Below are 17,036 nucleotides of genomic sequence, written 5' to 3'. Positions count from 1 at the left end.
GTCGCTCGGTCCACAAGGATGTACGGGCCTGTAGCTCAGGTGGTTAGAGCGCTTCGCTGATAACGAAGAGGTCGGAGGTTCGAGTCCTCCCAGGCCCACGGTGTGCCTTTCGAAGGAAGGTGTCCAGTGAGGTTGTTCGTGGTACTGGCCGTCCTAGTGGCGGGCGTGTTGGTCATTCGATCGCGCACTCGCGTCGAGGTATGGCACGTGGCCGCCGACCAACCCAGCTGACCGCCACCGAAGGGGCCTTAGCTCAGTTGGTAGAGCGCTGCCTTTGCAAGGCAGATGTCAGGAGTTCGAATCTCCTAGGCTCCACAAGCATTTCGATTCATCGCGGACTCTGACAACTAACACTGAGCACCTACAGCGCTTCCTCGCGATACAGCCCGAGCGACTGCAGGATCGGCCGATCCGACATCTCCAGCAGGTTCGAGACCTCGGTGGGACTGTGTCGCAGCGGGAGCCACGACGGCACCACGAAGATGTCGCCCGCCGACCACTCGAACTCCTTGTGCCCGACCGTGGTCGAACCGCGACCGTTGAACACCACGAAGATCGAGTTGCCGGTCTTGCGCGTGGCGGCGGCCCGAAGGAGCGGTCCCATCCGGTGCATCCAGCAGTCGAAGGTCAGCGCGATGACACCACCGGTGATGGGGTCGGTGAACTGAACACTCGCGACGGTCGTCGGATCCCTGTAGAGCTCCGCGAGCATCCGGTCGGTGTCGGCCCACGGCCGGTGCAGCGGGCTCGAGCCGCTTCTGCTCGGCACCTTCACCGAGGGACCGCCGTCGAACACCGCCGACTCCAACCGGGCGGCCACCGGGAAGTCGAGGCCGTCGAACCAGACCATCGGGCTGTCGGAACTGTTCTCGTACTCGTGCCAACTCCAGTTCGGCGTCAGGATCAGGTCGCCCGCCGCCAGCGGGTGGTCGCTACCGTCCGCGGTGCGGTAGGAGCCGTTGCCGGACAGGATGAATCGCATCGCCGAGGGGGTGTGCCGATTGGCGGGCACGGCGGCGCCTCCCGGCAGTGACTGGACCGCGCCCTGCAGCGTGGTCGTCGTGAAGGGGCTCGGACTCAGTGCCGGGTTGGTGAGCAGCAGCGCGCGACGGTCGTCGGCCACCTTGATCCGGCCGGCTTCGTGGGCCAGCGGCTGCACGTCGTCACCGCGCCAGTGCCACGCCTCCGTCACCGGCGTAGGGGTGGTGGGGATCGCGTCGGGTGGGAGCTGCCAGAGCCCGCGCAAGTGCAGTCGGGCCAGCATGTCGTGCAAACCGGGGGGCGTCATGACGTCGGGGCCGTTCATCGCTTCGACCGAGCGACACCCGACGCGCGGGCGGTGAGTGCGTTCACACCTGAATCGTGTGACGCACGCAACCCGCGGGCACGCGTAGTGCGCTACTCGTCTGCGGCAGCGCGGCTACGTGATCGTCAGGGCTTGGGCGTGACCTCGACGCTGGGTGGCAGCGGCGACGGTTCGGGCTGGGTCGACCGCCGCACGATCGAGAAGGTGACTGCGCCGACGCCCAGCACGGCGACACCGGCGACGGCCAGCACCCACGGCCGCGGGCGGCGCTTGGTGCGGCGGGCGTCCTTGATCGTGGCGGGCAGCGCGGCCACCGCTTCCTGGGCCGCTGTCACTTCGGTGAGGAGCGCCTCCTGCGCGGCGGCGAGGTCCTCACGCAGCTGGCTGGCGATGCGACCGCGGCGGTACCGGTTGCGCACCCACGAGGCCGAGGACTGCACGGAGCCGAGCCCGACGCCGAGCGCTCCCCTCGTCACGTCGACCGGTCCGACCGCGGAGTACTTCAGCCCCCGTGCCAGCCGTGCACTCGACGTCAACCGGTCTTCCCTCGTCCTCGAGCTCATGGCGCCAACCCTATGACAGGCCCCTTGCGAGGGGGTCCGACTTGGCCGTGAACCCACAAATGGCACACTGAAATCCGTGACGAGCCCCATTCAGACAGCGACCGCGACCCTGCACACCAATCGTGGCGACATCAAGATCGCACTCTTCGGCAATCACGCACCCAAGACGGTCGACAACTTCGTCGGGCTGGCTCAGGGCACCAAGGACTACAGCACCCAGAACGCAACCGGGGGTTCGTCGGGACCGTTCTACGACGGCGCCGTGTTCCACCGCGTCATCGACGGCTTCATGATTCAGGGCGGCGACCCGACGGGAACCGGCCGCGGCGGACCCGGCTACCAGTTCGGCGACGAGTTCCATCCCGAGCTGCAGTTCGACAAGCCGTACCTGCTGGCGATGGCCAATGCGGGCCCCGGCACCAACGGCTCGCAGTTCTTCATCACCGTCGGCAAGACGCCGCACCTCAACCGTAAGCACACCATCTTCGGCGAGGTCGTCGACCCGGACTCGCAGCGCGTGGTCGATGCGATCGCCACCACGGCGACCGGACCCGGTGACCGTCCGACCGACGCCGTGGTCATCGAGTCGATCACCGTCTCCTAGACACCCACGACACCTCGCCGAGTGTTGGCTTCTGCCACGCCTCGGCGCGGTTTCGCGTGGCGGTAACCAACGTTCGGCCGTGGTCAGCGGCCGGCGTATCCGGCGTCCGTGAGGGCGTCGAGGACGTTCAGCGGGTCGGTGCCCAGATCCCATCGGGTGAACACCAGCAGGCTGTCGTCGGCCGTGTCGATCTCCAGCAGCCGGACTTTGCGCGCCAGTCTGCGGAACTCGGTGATGCGGATCGCGGCGATGTCGGGTCGCGTCAGCACCCTGGTGCCGAACCAGCCGCGGACGGCGAGACCGTCGTCGGTAATTGCCAGTTTGGGGCGTGCGCGCCACGACACCGTTGCAAACGCCAGCAGTCCGATTGCGGCAATGCCGGCCAGCGCACGTCCCGGCACGTCTGTGACCACGGTCACAGCACCTATAGCCATGGTCAGCCCGATAGCTGCGCAGATCGCGATACCCGCAGTCGGCGGGCTCCACTGAGTTTGCTGCATCTGGTCGACGTACCCTCTACGCGTGACGGATGGGGTTATCCACAGGTGCTATCCCCAATGGGGATGAATCACATTGATGTGATTGGGTGACACGCAGGTGGCGCAGCGGGAAACGCGCGGCGTCCACTTTGAATTCATCTGGACGCGGATCCGGGTTACCGCCACCGCATGGTGAGCAAAAGTCCGGTGATCATGAAGGCAAACGCAATCGCGTAGTTCCACTGCGCGAGGTTGGCCATCCAGTTCAGGAAGCTCGGCGCGTCCACCGGGTTGGTCGCGGCCAGCTGGAAGACGAGCAGCCACAGCAGGCCGATCAGCATCAGTCCGATGAACAGCACGACGAACCACATGCTCGAAGGGCCGGCCTTCACCTTCACCGGGGTCCTGCTGACCGGGTTGATGGTGAAGTCGTTCTTCTTGCGAACCTTTGACTTGGGCATGGGTACCTTCGTAGCTGCTGGCGATGGTGCAATTGCTTCCGAAAGACTAACCCAGTGCGGGGAGGAGACCCGAATGGCGAGGCAGCGTTCCGCCTGGCGCTTCGGCGTTCCGGCCGTCTGCCTGTGCGCGGGTCTCCTGCTCGCGACCACGCACACCGTGTCCGGAGGCGACGAGATCCGCCGCAGCGACGCCCCGCGGCTCGTCGACCTGGTGCGCGAGGCACAGCAGTCCGCCGACCGCCTCACCGCACGCAGGGACGCGCTCGCGGGCGAGCTCGAGACACACCACGGCGGTGCGGTCGACGACGGCGCCGTCACCGGCATCACCCAGCGGGCGGACGAACTCGCGGTGGCCGCCGGGATGTCGCCCATGCGCGGCCCCGGCCTCGTGGTGACGTTGACCGACGCGCAGCGCGACGCCGAGGGCCGCTTCCCCGGTGACGCGTCACCGGACGATCTCGTGGTGCACCAGCAGGACGTCGAGGCGGTTCTGAACGCCATGTGGAACGCCGGCGCCGAGGCGATCCAGATGCAGGATCAACGCATCGTCGCGACGTCGGCCCCGCGCTGCGTCGGAAACACGCTGCTGCTCAACGGCCGCACCTACAGCCCGCCGTACGTCATCACCGCCATCGGCGACGTGCCCGCCATGCAGGCCGCGCTGGCGGCGGCGCCGCTGGTCGTGTTGTACAAGCAGTACGTGGTGCGGTTCGGCCTCGGCTACACCGAGGAGGTCCGCAGCGACGTCGAGGTGGTCGGCCACCCGACGCCACGGCTGCGGTTCGCCCAGCCGGCGGGCCCGCTCGGTTACTGAGGCGACGGCGCCCCCTGCCACTCGGTAGCCTGTGCCGATGCGGGTTCTGGTCGTCGACAACTACGACAGCTTCGTGTTCAACCTGGTCCAGTACCTGGGCCAGCTGGGCGTGCACGCGGCTGTCTGGCGCAACGACGACGAGCGGCTGTCGGACGCGGATGCCGTCGCGGCCGGTTTCGACGGGATCCTGTTGAGCCCCGGCCCCGGCACCCCCGAGCGTGCCGGGGCGTCCATCCCCCTGGTGCGCGCGTGCGCGGCCAGCGCCACTCCCCTGCTCGGCGTCTGCCTCGGCCACCAGGCCATCGGCGTCGCCTTCGGTGGCACGGTGGACCGCGCGCCCGAGCTGCTGCACGGCAAGACCAGCCGAGTCCACCACGCGAACATCGGTGTGCTGAAAGGACTTCCGGATCCGTTCACCGCGACGCGCTACCACTCGCTGACGATCCTGCCCGAGACCGTGCCCGCCGAGCTCGAGGTCACGGCCCGCACCGAGGGCGGCGTCATCATGGGCGTGCAGCACCGCGAGCTGCCCGTCCACGGTGTGCAGTTCCACCCCGAGTCGATCCTCACCGAGGGCGGGCACCGGATGCTCGCCAACTGGCTGGCCGTGTGTGGCGAGCCGCCCGCGGAGAACCTGGTCCGTCAGCTCGAGACCGAGGTCGCCGACACCGTGCGCGCCGCTACCAGCGGTGCCGCCGCGGTCTGACGGCTACCGGGCGAAGGTCAGCGTGATCGTGGCGTCGGTGCGGATCGCCGTCCCGGTGGGTGGATCCTGAATCAGGACGCTGGCCGACTTCGCCCCGTTGCCCTCGACATCGGGCAGCTTGTTCAGCGTCCCCGTCCAACCCATCGCCGCGAGACGCGGGTAGGCGTCGTCCCAGACCTGACCGACGAGATTCGGCATCGTGAACTGATTTCCGCGCGAAACCTGAAGAGTGACAGGGGTGTCCACGGCGACGGGCTCGTTCGGATTCGCGGCGGGTACCGATCCGACGACCTGGCCCTCCGTGCCGCGGAGCCCGTCGACCTCGACCACGATCGGCGGCACGGTGAATCCGTTGCCGACCAGGATCCGGGTGGCGTCCTCGGGGGTGAGGCCCTTCACGTCGGGAAGCGGCTTGCTGTCGGGGCCGGAGCCGACCACGATGATGATCTGGTTGGTGATCGCCGTCGTGGAGTTCGCCGTCGGGTTGGTCTCGATCACCTTGTCCTTCTGCTCCGGTGTCGACGCTGACGGCGATATCCGGCTGTTGTCGAAGCCGGCGGCCTTGAGCCTGCGCTGAGCCTCGGTCGGGATCAGCCCCTTGACGTCGGGAACCTCCCGCTGCTCGGGGCCGCTGGAGACGTTGATGGTGATCTCGTCGCCCGCCGACACCGACGACTCGGCCGCGGGGTCGGTGTTGATGACCTTTCCGGGTTCGATCTCCGAGTCCGACTGGTTGTTCCTGCGGGTCTTGAACCCCAGGTTCTGCAGCATCGCCGTGGCGTCGTCGAAGCTCTGGCCCTGCACGTCGGGCACCTGCACGTCGCGGGGACTGCCGCTGATCATGTTGATGCCGACGGTGACCACGACGGTCAGGATCGCGAGGATCGCGACCGCGATGACCCACCGGCCGATCGCGACCCGGCGTTCGGGCTCGGGCTGGTGAGTGCGGTGCGCCGTCGGAATGCGGTCGGCGTGATTGGGCCGAACCCCCGGCACGGGCGCCGAGGTGAGCGACGTGCGCTCGGCGTCGGTGAACACCTTCGGAGCGTCCGGCGCCTCGCCGCTGTGCACGCGGATCAGGTCGGCGCGCATCTCGGCGGCGCTCTGGTACCGGTTCTCGGGGTTCTTCGTCAGCGCCTTGAGCACGACCGCGTCGAGTTCCGGCGAGATGCCCCGGTGCCGGGTCGACGGCGGCGTCGGGTCCTCCCGGACGTGCTGGTAGGCCACCGCCACGGGCGAGTCGCCGACGAAAGGGGGCTCCCCCGTGAGGATCTCGTAGAGCACGCAGCCCAGCGAGTAGACGTCCGAGCGCGCGTCGACGGTTTCGCCGCGGGCCTGCTCGGGCGAGAGGTACTGCGCGGTGCCGATCACCGCGGCGGTCTGCGTGACGCTGTTGCCCGCGTCGGCGAGCGCCTTCGCGATGCCGAAGTCCATCACCTTCACGGCGCCGGTCTTGCTGATCATGATGTTGGCGGGCTTGACGTCGCGGTGGATGGTGCCGTGCTGATGGCTGAAGTTCAGGGCCTGACACGCGTCGGCGATGATCTCGATCGCCCGTCGCGGCTCGATCGGACCGTCGGTGTGCACGATGTCGCGCAACGTGACGCCGTCGACGTACTCCATCACGATGTACGGCAGCGGCCCGGTGGGCGTCTCCGCCTCACCGGTGTCGTAGACCGCGACGATCGCCGGGTGGTTCAGTGCGGCGGCGTTCTGCGCTTCACGCCGGAAGCGAAGGTAGAAACTCGGGTCCCTGGCCAGGTCCGCGCGCAGCACCTTGACCGCGACGTCGCGGTGCAGCCGCACGTCGCGGGCGAGGTGGACTTCGGACATCCCGCCGAACCCGAGGATCTCTCCGAGCTCGTAACGGTCTGACAGGTGCTGGGGGGTGGTCATCTGTTCGTCTGTCTCATGGGGTCTCACTGGGCGGCGGCGCATCCGCAGGCGACGGCGGCACGGTGACCACCGACGTACTGGTGTTCGTCGGCCGCTGTTCCAGCTGCTTGTCCTTGTTGTCCTGGGCGCTGAGCACCAGCATGATCGCGATGATGATGGCCAGCGAGCCGAGCACGCCCGCCGCCCACAGCAGCGCGCGCTGACCCGACGAGAACGTCCGGCGCGGTGGCGGGGGCCGGTGGTTGCCGGTCGCGGGCCGCTGGCGCGTCGGCGGCGCCTGCTGCGGCTTGGCGTAGGTCGCCGCGGGCCGCATGGCGGTCGCGCCGGGAATCGCGGCGGGGGTGGCCCGGGTGCCGCCGATGGTCGGCGCCTGGTTCGGCCGGGGTGGCCTACGCCCCGAGCGGACCGCGGCGACGGCGTCGGCGAAGGCGCCGCCGGTGCGGTAGCGCAGCCCCGGCTCCTTCTGCAGCGCGATCTCGATGAGCTCGCGCACGTTGGGTGGCACGTTGCCGGGCAGCGCCGGAGGCTGCTCCTTGATGTGCTTCATCGCGACGGTCAGCGCACCGTCACCCGTGAAAGGCCTTCGGCCCGCGACGGATTCGTAGCCCACGACGCCCAGCGAGTACACGTCACTCGCGGCGGTGGCGTCACGGCCGAGCGCCTGCTCCGGGGCGATGTACTGGGCGGTGCCCATCACCATGCCGGTCTGCGTCACGGGAGCGGCGTCGACGGCCTTGGCGATGCCGAAGTCGGTGAGCTTCACCTGGCCCGTCGGCGTGATCAGGATGTTGCCGGGCTTGACGTCGCGGTGCACCAGGCCGGCGTTGTGCGCGACCTGCAGGGCGCGGCCGGTCTGCTCCAGCATGTCGAGCGCGTGCCGCAGCGACAGGCTGCCGGTGCGCTTCAGCACGGTGTTCAGCGGTTCGCCGTTGATCATCTCCATGACGAGGTACGCCGTGCGGCCCTCACCGTCGATGTCGGTCTCGCCGTAGTCGTAGACGCTCGCGATGCCGGGGTGGTTCAGCATGGCCACCGTGCGGGCCTCGGCGCGGAACCGCTCGATGAACTCGGGATCCGACGAGAACTCCTGCTTCAGCACCTTGACGGCCACCTGGCGGCCCAGTCGCGTGTCCAACCCCTCCCACACCTGGCCCATGCCGCCCGTGGCGATGTGCCGTTGCAGTCGGTATCGGTCGGACAGCGTCGTCCCGACGCGCGTGCTCATGATCCCTCCCGCAGCGCAGCGGCAATGGTTGCCCGTCCGATCGGCGCGGCGAGCGCACCGCCGGTGGCGGACAGTCGGTCGCCCCCATTCTCCACTAGGACGGCGATGGCCACCTTGGGTGCCTTGGCCGGGGCGAATGCGATGTACCACGCGTGGGGCGGGGTGTTGCGCGGATCGGTGCCGTGCTCGGCCGTTCCCGTCTTCGATGCGATCTGGACGCCGGGAATCGTCCCCTTCTGCTGGGCCGCCGCCTCCGCGTCAATCATCAGGTCCGTCAGTGTAGTTGCGACCTGCGAAGACACTGTGCGACGTAGCTCGCGCGGCGCCGTCGTCTCGATGGTCGACAGGTCGGGCCCCTTCAGGTCCTCGACGAGATACGGCTGCATCGCGACGCCGCCGTTGGCGATGGAGGCCGCGACCAGCGCGTTCTGCAAAGGGGTCAACGCGACGTCCTTCTGGCCGATGCTGGTCATACCGAGGGCGGCGTCGTCCGCGATCGGTCCGATGGTCGACTCCGCGACGGGTAGCGGAGTCGGGGGCAGTGGCGAGTCCAGCCCGAACGCCTCGCCCGCCTTGCGCATCGCATCGGCGCCGGTGTCGACGCCCAGTTCGACGAACGCCGTGTTGCACGACCGGGCGAACGCCTCGCGCAGCGTGGTCGTCGGACCGGAGCCGCAGGACGACCCGCCGTAGTTCTCCAGCGTTGCGGTGCTGTTGGGCAGCGGCACCCTGGCCGCCGCCGTGACCGGGGTCGACGGGGTGGCACCCGCCTCCAGCGCGGCCGCGGTGGTGACGACCTTGAACGTGGAGCCGGGCGGGTAGGTCTCCGAGATCGCCCGATTGAGCAGCGGCGCATCGGGGTTGTCCTGCAACCGCCGCCACGCGTCGGTCTGGATCGTGCCGTCGTGGGACGCCAGCAGGTTGGGGTCGTACGACGGTGACGACACCATCGCGAGGATCTTGCCCGTCGACGGTTCGAGCGCGACCACGGCGCCCTTGCACGGTCCGGCGTTGCAACCCTGCTCCATCGCGTCCCAGGCCGCCTTCTGCACCTGCGGGTTGATGGTCGTCGCCACGTTGCCGCCGCGAGGGTCGCGGCCGGTGAAGAAGTCGGCGATCCGCCGCCCGAACAGCCGCTCGTCGGAACCGTTGAGGATGGAGTCCTCGGCGTTCTCGAGGCCCGAGCTGGAGTACTGCAGCGAGTAGAAGCCCGTCACCGGCGCGTACTCCTCCGGGCTCTGATAGACGCGCAGAAAGCGGAAGTGGCCGTTGGTCGATGTCGAGTACGCCAGCAGCTGGCCGCCGGCCGTGATCTGGCCACGCTGCCGCGAGTACTCGTCGAGGAGAACGCGCTGATTGCGGGGATCGGAGCGCAATCCGTCGGCGGTGAAGACCTGGGTGATCGTCGCGTTGGCGAGGAGCAGCACGATGAGAGCCATGATCGCGGTGGCGACGCGGCGCAGCGAGGTGTTCATACCTTCGAGATCACCTCCGTGCTCGCGCTCGCGATCGGGGTCGCGTTCACGGGTTTGGTGGTGAGCGGGCGCCGCGCGGCGTGCGAGATGTGCAGCAGAATCGCCAGCAGCACGTAGTTGGCGAGCAACGACGAACCCCCGTAGGACATCCACGGCGTCGTCAGTCCGGTCAGCGGAATCAGTTTGGTGACACCGCCGACGACGATGAAGAGCTGGATGGCCAGCGTGGCCGCCAGCCCGGCGGCCAGCAGCTTGCCGAAGCTGTCGCGGATGGCGATGGCGGTGCGCAGGCCGCGGATGATCAGGATCGTGTACAGCATGAGCACGCCGGCGACGCCGACGAGTCCGAGCTCCTCACCGATGGCCGCGACGATGAAATCGGTCGACGCGGCGGGCACCGTCCCCGGCTGGCCGTTACCGAGGCCGGTGCCGAAGACACCGCCGGTGGCGAAGCTGAACAGCGACTGCACCATCTGATACCCGGCGCCGTCGGGGTCGGCGAAGGGGTCGAGCCAGTTCTGCACGCGAACCTGGACGTGGGAGAAGGTGTGGTAGGCGATGACGCTGCCGATGGCGAAGAGCGACAAGCCGATCAGCACCCAGCTGATGCGGTCGGTCGCGACGTAGAGCAGCACCAGGAACGTCGCGTACAGCAGCAGGGAGGTGCCGAGATCCTTCTCGAACACCATGACCCCGACCGACGCGATCCACGCGACCAGTAGCGGCGCGAGGTCCCGCGGCCGCGGCAGATTGAGTCCGAGGACGTGCTTGCCCGCGCTGGTGAACAGGCTGCGCTTGGACACCAGGACCGAGGCGAAGAAGATGAGCAGCAGGATCTTGGACAACTCGGCCGGCTGAATCGAGAAGCCCGGCAGGCGAATCCAGATCTTCGCACCGTTCGACTCCGAGATGGAGCTCGGCAGCACCGCGGGGATGATCAGCAGGATCAGCCCGGTCAGGCCGCACACGTAGCCGTACCGCGCCAGGATCCGGTAGTCCTTGAGGAACACGATGACGAGCGTGAACGCCGCCACCCCGACGAGCGTCCACAGCGTCTGCTGGTTGGCTCCCGGGCCGCCGGAGTTGTCGGCGATGGGTCCCACCGCGAGGTCGAGGCGGTGAATCATCACCAGCCCCAACCCGTTCAGCAGAGCGGCGAGTGGAAGCAGGAGCGGATCGGCGTACGGGGCGAACCGGCGCACCGCCACGTGCGCGGTCCCGAACAGCGCCAGATACGCGAGGGTGTACCGGGCCAGATCCCAACTGAGTCCCTGCTCCTGGTTGGCCTCGACGATCAACAGCGCGAGCGTGGTGATCAGGGCCGCGAAGCCGAGCAGGAACAGTTCGGCGTTGCGCCGGTTGGGCAGGGGCGGGGTGACGGCGACAGCGGCTTGGGGTTGCGTCGTCATGAGGCCGCTCGGCAGTTGATGCCCAACTCCTGCTTCGGCGTCAGCGTCGGTGGGGGCGGCGGAGGTGGCGGGGCGGAGGTCGTGGCGGGCGGTGCCGGTGAGGTGACGGTCCGCGGCACCTCGGGACCGCCGGATTCCGTTGGGCCAGCGGATGGTTGGCTGGACTCACCGGTGGTCGCGTCCGGCTCGCCCGACGCCGACGTCGTGGTGCTCGGCGGCGGGGGCGGCGGAGTGCTCGGCGGAGGCGGCGGAGCGGGCGGCAGGCAGACGGGCATCCGCTTGGCGGCCAGTTCCATCAGCTGGGCCATGGCGTTGTCTTCGCTGCCCGTGGGAAGACCGGCGGCGACCGAGTTGCGCGCGTCGGGGAACAGGTCGTCGACCTTCAGCGGCTGACATCTGCCGCGCGGTTCGTCGGCGGCGATGATCGACACCGCACCGCGGTCGTCGACGCAGCCGAGGCGATAGGGCTCGTTGAGCGGGACGCCCGGCACGCTGCCGGGGAGTCCGCGCATGACGTACACCTCGCCGTCGCGTTCGGCGACGTAGAAGTTCGTCCGGATGAAGTAGTAGCCCACCCCCAGGGCCGCCAGCAGCACGAGCACGATCAACAGGACGACCAGGATGATGTTGCGCCTCGAACGGGGTTTACGGGCAGGCGGTTCCGGCTCGACGGCCGGTCGCTTGGCGGCGGCGGCCGCGGCGCGCTTCGGGTTGAACGCCGACGCGCGCCCGGCGGCGGTGTTCGGCGGCGCGCTCTGATCGTCGTCACCGGAGACGGCGCCCGCGAGGATCGGCTGAGTCTGCCCGACGCCGTAGTCGACGACATCGGCGACGACCACGGTGACGTTGTCCGGACCGCCGCCGCGCAAGGCCAATTCGATGAGCCTGTCCGCACTTTCGGCGACATCGGGGATCTGCAGCGCTTCCGCGATGGTCTCCTGACTGACCGGATCGGACAGGCCGTCGGAGCACAGCAGGTAGCGGTCGCCCACACGCGCCTCGCGCATGATGAGCGTCGGCTCCACCTCGTGGCCCGTGAGTGCGCGCATGATCAGCGACCGCTGCGGGTGGCTGTGCGCTTCCTCCGCCGTGATGCGCCCCTCGTCGACGAGTGTCTGAACGAAGGTGTCGTCCTTGGTGATCTGGGCCAGCTCGCCGTCGCGCATGAGGTAGCCGCGGGAGTCGCCGATATGGACGAGGCCAAGGCGATTGCCCGCGAACAGGATTGCGGTGAGCGTCGTGCCCATGCCCTCGAGTTCGGGGTCCTCTTCGACGTGCGCCGCGATGGCGGAGTTGCCGTCGTGGACGGCGACGTTGAGCGCGCTGAGCAGATCCCCGCCGGGTTCGTCGTCGTCGAGGTGGGCCAGCGCGGCGATGACGAGTTGCGAGGCCACCTCACCCGCGGCGTGGCCGCCCATGCCGTCGGCGAGCGCGAGCAGCCGCGCCCCGGCGTAGACGGAGTCCTCGTTGTTGGCGCGAACCAGACCGCGGTCGCTGCGCGCCGCATACCGCAGCACGAGTGTCATATCGCTCCTCGCGTGGGCGGCGTCACGGCCGTAACTCGATTACCGTCTTGCCGACCCGTACGGGCGTGCCCATCGGAACCCTTACCGCCGTCGTCACCTTCGCCCTGTCGAGGTATGTGCCGTTGGTCGATCCTAGATCCTCGACGTACCACTCGGAGCCTCGCGGCGACAGGCGGGCGTGCCGTGTCGAGGCGTAGTCGTCGGTCAGCACCAGGGTGGAGTCGTCCGCACGGCCGATGAGGACCGGCTGCGTGCCCAGCGTGATCCGGGTCCCCTTCAGGGCGCCCTCCGTGACGATCAACTGGCGGGCCGCGCCGCGCTGCTGCCTGCTCGGCAGGAGGGTGCCGCGCAAGGCCAGCCCGCGCCGCACCATGACGGCACCCGTGGGGGCGTACAGGTCCGTTCGGAGGATGCGCAGCACGGACCAGATGAACAGCCACAGCAGGAGGAGGAATCCGACGCGCGTCAGCTGCAGCACTAGTCCCTGCATCCGACGTCCTCTCCGTCACCGTCCCATTGTCGCCGCGGTCGCACCTTCGCCGATCCGGTTGGGAAGTCGGCTACCTCCGGCAACGTCACGATACTTGGGCGGACAACGGCGTGAGGGCGAAGCGAACAGCTTCTCCCCGACCGTGACCGACCCGTGTTCGCGAGGTCAGTGCACCCGGACGATGATCTCGGAGTGGCCCAGCCGGATGACGTCACCGTCGGCCAGCTGCCATTCCTGCACCGGCGCGTTGTTGACCGTCGTGCCGTTCGTCGAGTTCAGATCGGCGAGCAGCGCCATCTGGCCGTCCCATCGGATCTCCAGGTGACGGCGTGAGACGCCGGTGTCGGGCAGCCGGAACTGGGCGTCCTGGCCGCGGCCGATCACGTTGGCGCCCTCACGCAGCTGGTAGGTGCGCCCGCTGCCGTCGTCGAGCTGCAGGGTGACGGTGGCGCCCCCGGCGTAGCCCTGGCCGTAGCCCGGCTGGGCGGGCTGCTGGCCGTAGTCGTACGCACCGGGAGCGGCGGCCGCGCCGTAGCCCGCGTCGCCGTATCCGGCCGGCTGAGCCGGTGCGGCCGGCTCCGCGTAACCCTGGCCGTAGCCCGGCTGGGAGTACCCCTGAGCGCCATAGCCCTGGTCGTAGCCGGCCGGCTGAGCGCCGTAGCCACCCTGATCGGCGTAGCCCTGGTCGCCGTAGCCCTGCTGGCCGCCGTAGCCGCCCTGGTCGGGGTAACCGCCCTGGGCCGGGTAGCCACCCTGGGCGGGTTGACCGTAGTCGGGCTGCGGGGGTGCGGCCGGTGCCCGGCCGTAGTCGTAGTCGGCCGCGGGAGCGCCGTAGCCGCCGCCGGCCGGAGCGGGCGGAGCGGGCGGCTGGCCGTATCCGCCGGGAGCCTGCCCGTACCCCTGCTCGGGGTAGCCGCCCTGCTGGGTCGGGTAGCCGCCCTGGTCGGGGTATCCACCCTGGGCCGGGTAGCCGCCCTGGTCGGGGTAACCGCCCTGCGCCGGGTAGCCGCCCTGCGGCGGGTAACCGGGCGCGGGCGCGCCCTGCGGCGGGTAGCCGCCCTGCTCGGGGTAGCCGCCCTGGTCGTAACCCGGCTGGCGGGGCGGCGGGTAGCCCGGCGGCTGCGAGCCCTGGGGCGGGTAGCCGCCCGGCTCGGGCGGGTAACCGCCGCGGTCGTCAGCGGGACGGTTGTAGTCGTAGTACTCGTCGCCGGGTTGCCCCTGGCCCTGGCCGCCGCGGTAATTCGGATCGTTGGTCATCGGTGGTACTCCTGGTTCTGCGGTGTCCGTGCGGTCTCGTGGTACCGGGGCGGGTTCGCTCGCGGTTGAGTCTGGGTTGACCGCTCCACGTGTGCGGAACTGGCCTGTGTGTAAGTTAGGTGCGGCCTCGAATTTGACGACCACCTCACCATACGTTTGCCACCCTTGGTCACGGATGTATCCCTCCAGGTATCTGGCAAAAGTGGTCGGTGTGAGGTCTGGATCGGCGCTCACCTTCTGATAGTCGGGCACACTGAGGGTAATGACGTAGTCGTTGGAGGCCAAAATACGGCCGCCGCCGACCTGCCGTGCGCTTGAGTCGGCTTCCCGCTGCAACATCGCTTCAACCTCGGCGGGCACGATCGATCCGCCGAACACGCGCGCGAAGGCGTCACCAACCGTGGATTCGAGCTTGCGCTCGAACCGGTTGACAAGACCCATGTCACGCACCTGCCTCGCTGTCAGTCGTCGCGGGGTGCGCTGCGGCGACGCGCGTGTCGCGCGCCTGATCACCCCGGTACGCATGGTATCGGCCCTCCCCGGCGCAGCGCGCACGCCAACGGTCCAAGGAAACACTGAGAATCGGATCGCGGCAGGTCAGCGCTCGATGCCGAGGTGGGCTCAAACGGTTTGGGGAACGAGCGGGCGTGCTGATAACCTTGCCCGGTTGTTGGGGCGAGTGGCGGAATGGCAGACGCGCTGGCTTCAGGTGCCAGTGTCCTTCGGGACGTGGGGGTTCAAGTCCCCCTTCGCCCACAACGAGCGGTTCTACGCAACCGCGGCGTAAAGGTCACGATCCAGAAATGGGTCGTGACCTTTGTGTTTGTACGCCCAGCATGGGCATTCGCTTGGAGGTGTGAGTCCTCTGGAGGTGAAGGTGGTTTAACTCCTAGTTGATGGCAACTGCGTCACTGTGAGGTGGGGTGGGAAGGAAGCCGGAGACGAAAGTCTGCACTGAGGAACACGAATCGCATATGAGGCATGCCGGTCGGGGTGAGCCAGCAAGAGATGGCGAAGCCCGTTCCACCGAAGCGGTCGGTGTGTAAATGCGGCAGCGGCAGACGGACAGTGAATGTTCTTATCTGGGGAGATCTGTCCCAGTGCGTCGACCGGTGTGTCGGCGCGGCGTCGTCCGTGAGGGCGGTGCTGATGGGGCAGAAGTCAGCAGAGGTCGTAGTACCAGCGGGAATTGTGAGTGCTGGGAAGGGCTGAACGCTGGGAATTGATGTGTTGACGTGGCACTACTCGTGGAGATCGCGGTGATCGCAGCCAACCCACCTCTGGTGGGGCAGTCCGATGGGAGGTACCGGTGAATCCGGAAGGGCCCTCGGCTGTGCGTAGTGATCTCTCGGCGGGTGCCGTGAAGGACATCAGGGGCGATCAGGATTTGTGGGAGCAGGTGTTTGCTCCGTCGAACTTGGTCGTCGCGCTGGAACGTGTCGAACGTAACCGGGGCGCGGCGGGTGTGGATGGCATGACGACGCAGCAACTGCGTGGGTGGTGTCGTGAGCATTGGGCTGGTGTCCGGGCGGCGTTGGATGCGGGTACGTACCGTCCGTCGCCGGTGCGTCAGGTGATGATTCCCAAACCTGATGGTGGGCAACGGAAGTTGGGGGTGCCGACGGTGTTGGATCGGTTGATCCAGCAGGCGGTCGCGCAAGTGCTGGTCCCGGTGTTCGATCCGGGGTTTGTGCCGGTGTCCTATGGGTTCCGGCCGGGCAAGAGCGCCCATGATGCTGTGAAGGTCGCGCGGTTGGTGATCGAGCAGGGGTATCGGTGGGTGGTCGAGGTGGATCTGGATGCGTTCTTTGATCGGGTCCACCATGACGTGTTGATGGCCCGGGTTGCGCGGAAGGTGAAGGACAAACAGCTGCTGAAGCTGATCCGCCGCTACTTGGAGGCGGGGATCATGGCTGATGGGGTACGGCAGGCGGTATCGGAGGGGACCCCGCAGGGGTCGCCGTTGTCGCCGTTGCTGTCCAACATCATGCTCGACGATTTCGATCAGGAGTTCTGGGCTCGCGGGCACCGGTTTGTTCGGTATGCCGACGATATCCGGGTCTTCGTGAAGTCGAAACGGGCGGCGCAGCGGGTGCTCGAGCAGAGCACCGGGCTGCTGGAGCAGCGGTTGAAGTTGAGGGTGAACAGGGCCAAGTCCTCGATCAATCCGGCGACGACAGCTGTGTTGCTGGGTTTCGGGTTCTACTTCACCACGGCGGGGGTCAGGATTCGGGTCGCGCCGAAGGCGTGGCAGCGGATGAAAACCCGTCTCCGGGAGTTGACCTCGCGGCGGTGGAGTGTGGCCATGGGCTACCGCATCATGCGGTTGAACCAGTACGTCCGAGGATGGATGGGGTATTTCCGCCTGGCGGACACCCCCCGGAAGTTCCGGGATCTCGATGAATGGTTCCGCTGCCGGTTGCGCCAAGTCCGTTGGAAGGAATGGAAACGCCCCCGAACCCGGGTCGCGAATCTGCGTGCCCTCGATATCCGGGCCGATCTGGCCTGGCAGTGGGGTATGAGCAGTCGCGGCTATTGGCGGATCGCGGGCTCTCCGATCTTGCAGCGGGCGCTTCCCAATCTCTACTGGGAGCAGTTAGGCCTCATCTACTTTCACCACGCCTGGACTCGATTCCAAGCGACCTAGCGAACCGCCGGATGCGAGGCCCGCACGTCCGGTGGTGTGAGAGGGGGCCGGTCAACCCGGCCCCCTACTCGATTGTGGGTACGCGGTCAGGCTCTCCGTCAACTGGCGGTGACCGGGGATCTGTTGACGCAAGTCCCCATCACGGGCAACTCGGGTCGCGATCTACCGCGTGTCGCCG

At 68.1% G+C, this 17,036-nt stretch carries 15 protein-coding genes and 3 tRNA genes; 7 read left to right on the top strand and 11 right to left on the bottom strand.

The window, feature by feature from the left end; translation table 11 throughout:
• Positions 1–24 precede the first annotated feature (24 nt).
• Positions 25–98: transfer RNA gene (locus NM203_RS22220), tRNA-Ile, on the top strand.
• Between the two features lie 144 nt (positions 99–242).
• Positions 243–315, top strand: a tRNA-Ala gene (locus tag NM203_RS22215).
• A 46-nt stretch (positions 316–361) separates the two neighbouring features.
• Here the strand turns inward: NM203_RS22215 and NM203_RS22210 are convergent.
• Both NM203_RS22210 and cwsA read right to left on the bottom strand, forming a co-directional pair.
• Positions 362–1,306: a cupin domain-containing protein gene (locus NM203_RS22210; RefSeq protein WP_255062596.1), complete on the bottom strand. Its 945-nt coding sequence runs from the start codon at positions 1,304–1,306 to the stop codon at positions 362–364.
• Positions 1,307–1,431: 125 nt separating this feature from the next.
• Positions 1,432–1,869 carry a cell wall synthesis protein CwsA gene (gene cwsA / locus NM203_RS22205; RefSeq protein WP_255062595.1) on the bottom strand — a complete coding sequence of 146 codons (438 nt, stop codon included), beginning with the start codon at positions 1,867–1,869 and terminating at the stop codon, positions 1,432–1,434.
• 67 nt (positions 1,870–1,936) lie between these two features.
• Between cwsA and NM203_RS22200 the strand changes: the two genes are divergently transcribed.
• Positions 1,937–2,473, top strand: a complete 537-nt coding sequence (locus NM203_RS22200) for a peptidylprolyl isomerase (RefSeq protein ID WP_255062695.1) — start codon at positions 1,937–1,939, stop codon at positions 2,471–2,473.
• An 83-nt stretch (positions 2,474–2,556) separates the two neighbouring features.
• Here NM203_RS22200 and NM203_RS22195 read toward each other — a convergent pair whose 3' ends face one another.
• Positions 2,557–2,973, bottom strand: a complete 417-nt coding sequence (locus tag NM203_RS22195) for a PH domain-containing protein (RefSeq protein WP_255062594.1) — start codon at positions 2,971–2,973, stop codon at positions 2,557–2,559.
• 155 nt (positions 2,974–3,128) lie between these two features.
• The gene (gene crgA, locus NM203_RS22190) at positions 3,129–3,413 is read right to left on the bottom strand and encodes a cell division protein CrgA (protein WP_255062593.1); all 285 of its coding nucleotides are present in this window, start codon (positions 3,411–3,413) and stop codon (positions 3,129–3,131) included.
• Positions 3,414–3,486: 73 nt separating this feature from the next.
• Between crgA and NM203_RS22185 the strand changes: the two genes are divergently transcribed.
• Positions 3,487–4,227, top strand: coding sequence for a DUF881 domain-containing protein (locus NM203_RS22185; protein WP_255062592.1), 741 nt, complete (start codon positions 3,487–3,489; stop codon positions 4,225–4,227).
• A gap of 37 nt (positions 4,228–4,264) precedes the next feature.
• Positions 4,265–4,933, top strand: coding sequence for an aminodeoxychorismate/anthranilate synthase component II (locus tag NM203_RS22180; protein WP_255062591.1), 669 nt, complete (start codon positions 4,265–4,267; stop codon positions 4,931–4,933).
• A gap of 3 nt (positions 4,934–4,936) precedes the next feature.
• Here the strand turns inward: NM203_RS22180 and pknB are convergent, their stop codons facing one another.
• The 7 genes from pknB to NM203_RS22145 all read right to left on the bottom strand — a co-directional run bounded on the left by pknB (position 4,937) and on the right by NM203_RS22145 (position 14,652).
• Positions 4,937–6,829: a Stk1 family PASTA domain-containing Ser/Thr kinase gene (gene pknB / locus NM203_RS22175; RefSeq protein WP_255062590.1), complete on the bottom strand. Its 1,893-nt coding sequence runs from the start codon at positions 6,827–6,829 to the stop codon at positions 4,937–4,939.
• A gap of 13 nt (positions 6,830–6,842) precedes the next feature.
• On the bottom strand, positions 6,843–8,054 hold the full coding sequence (locus NM203_RS22170) for a protein kinase domain-containing protein (protein ID WP_303624993.1): 1,212 nt from the start codon (positions 8,052–8,054) through the stop codon (positions 6,843–6,845).
• Complete coding sequence (gene pbpA / locus NM203_RS22165; RefSeq protein ID WP_255062589.1) at positions 8,051–9,529, bottom strand: D,D-transpeptidase PbpA; 1,479 nt, start codon at positions 9,527–9,529, stop codon at positions 8,051–8,053. Before pbpA ends, NM203_RS22170 begins: the two co-directional genes overlap by 4 nt.
• Entirely contained in the window at positions 9,526–10,938 is a 1,413-nt protein-coding gene (locus NM203_RS22160; protein WP_255062588.1) for a peptidoglycan glycosyltransferase RodA, read from the bottom strand. The genes pbpA and NM203_RS22160 overlap by 4 nt, the downstream gene beginning before the upstream one ends.
• Positions 10,935–12,464, bottom strand: coding sequence for a PP2C family protein-serine/threonine phosphatase (locus NM203_RS22155; protein WP_255062587.1), 1,530 nt, complete (start codon positions 12,462–12,464; stop codon positions 10,935–10,937). The genes NM203_RS22160 and NM203_RS22155 overlap by 4 nt, the downstream gene beginning before the upstream one ends.
• 22 nt (positions 12,465–12,486) lie before the next feature.
• Positions 12,487–12,954, bottom strand: a complete 468-nt coding sequence (locus NM203_RS22150; RefSeq protein WP_255062586.1) for an FHA domain-containing protein FhaB/FipA — start codon at positions 12,952–12,954, stop codon at positions 12,487–12,489.
• A gap of 165 nt (positions 12,955–13,119) precedes the next feature.
• Positions 13,120–14,652, bottom strand: coding sequence for an FhaA domain-containing protein (locus NM203_RS22145; protein ID WP_255062585.1), 1,533 nt, complete (start codon positions 14,650–14,652; stop codon positions 13,120–13,122).
• 232 nt (positions 14,653–14,884) lie between these two features.
• Between NM203_RS22145 and NM203_RS22140 the strand changes: the two genes are divergently transcribed.
• Together NM203_RS22140 and ltrA are read left to right on the top strand one after the other, a co-directional pair.
• Positions 14,885–14,967, top strand: a tRNA-Leu gene (locus NM203_RS22140).
• A 604-nt stretch (positions 14,968–15,571) separates the two neighbouring features.
• Positions 15,572–16,858, top strand: coding sequence for a group II intron reverse transcriptase/maturase (gene ltrA, locus NM203_RS22135; protein ID WP_255062584.1), 1,287 nt, complete (start codon positions 15,572–15,574; stop codon positions 16,856–16,858).
• Positions 16,859–17,036: the final 178 nt, after the last annotated feature.

The sequence above is a fragment of the Mycolicibacterium arenosum genome, from assembly GCF_024320865.1.
GTDB lineage: Bacteria > Actinomycetota > Actinomycetes > Mycobacteriales > Mycobacteriaceae > Mycobacterium > Mycobacterium arenosum.
This window is presented reverse-complemented; position numbering and strand designations above follow the sequence as displayed.

Bases quoted from the DNA above. Each gene is read 5' to 3' on its own strand.
- cwsA (WP_255062595.1), bottom strand. From the start codon at position 1,869: ATGAGCTCGAGGACGAGGGAAGACCGGTTGACGTCGAGTGCACGGCTG.
- NM203_RS22145 (WP_255062585.1), bottom strand. From the start codon at position 14,652: ATGGGTCTTGTCAACCGGTTCGAGCGCAAGCTCGAATCCACGGTTGGT.
- NM203_RS22180 (WP_255062591.1), top strand. From the start codon at position 4,265: ATGCGGGTTCTGGTCGTCGACAACTACGACAGCTTCGTGTTCAACCTG.
- NM203_RS22170 (WP_303624993.1), bottom strand. From the start codon at position 8,054: ATGAGCACGCGCGTCGGGACGACGCTGTCCGACCGATACCGACTGCAA.
- NM203_RS22160 (WP_255062588.1), bottom strand. From the start codon at position 10,938: ATGACGACGCAACCCCAAGCCGCTGTCGCCGTCACCCCGCCCCTGCCC.
- NM203_RS22155 (WP_255062587.1), bottom strand. From the start codon at position 12,464: ATGACACTCGTGCTGCGGTATGCGGCGCGCAGCGACCGCGGTCTGGTT.
- NM203_RS22195 (WP_255062594.1), bottom strand. From the start codon at position 2,973: ATGCAGCAAACTCAGTGGAGCCCGCCGACTGCGGGTATCGCGATCTGC.
- pbpA (WP_255062589.1), bottom strand. From the start codon at position 9,529: ATGAACACCTCGCTGCGCCGCGTCGCCACCGCGATCATGGCTCTCATC.
- pknB (WP_255062590.1), bottom strand. From the start codon at position 6,829: ATGACCACCCCCCAGCACCTGTCAGACCGTTACGAGCTCGGAGAGATC.
- NM203_RS22210 (WP_255062596.1), bottom strand. From the start codon at position 1,306: ATGAACGGCCCCGACGTCATGACGCCCCCCGGTTTGCACGACATGCTG.
- NM203_RS22150 (WP_255062586.1), bottom strand. From the start codon at position 12,954: ATGCAGGGACTAGTGCTGCAGCTGACGCGCGTCGGATTCCTCCTCCTG.
- crgA (WP_255062593.1), bottom strand. From the start codon at position 3,413: ATGCCCAAGTCAAAGGTTCGCAAGAAGAACGACTTCACCATCAACCCG.
- NM203_RS22185 (WP_255062592.1), top strand. From the start codon at position 3,487: ATGGCGAGGCAGCGTTCCGCCTGGCGCTTCGGCGTTCCGGCCGTCTGC.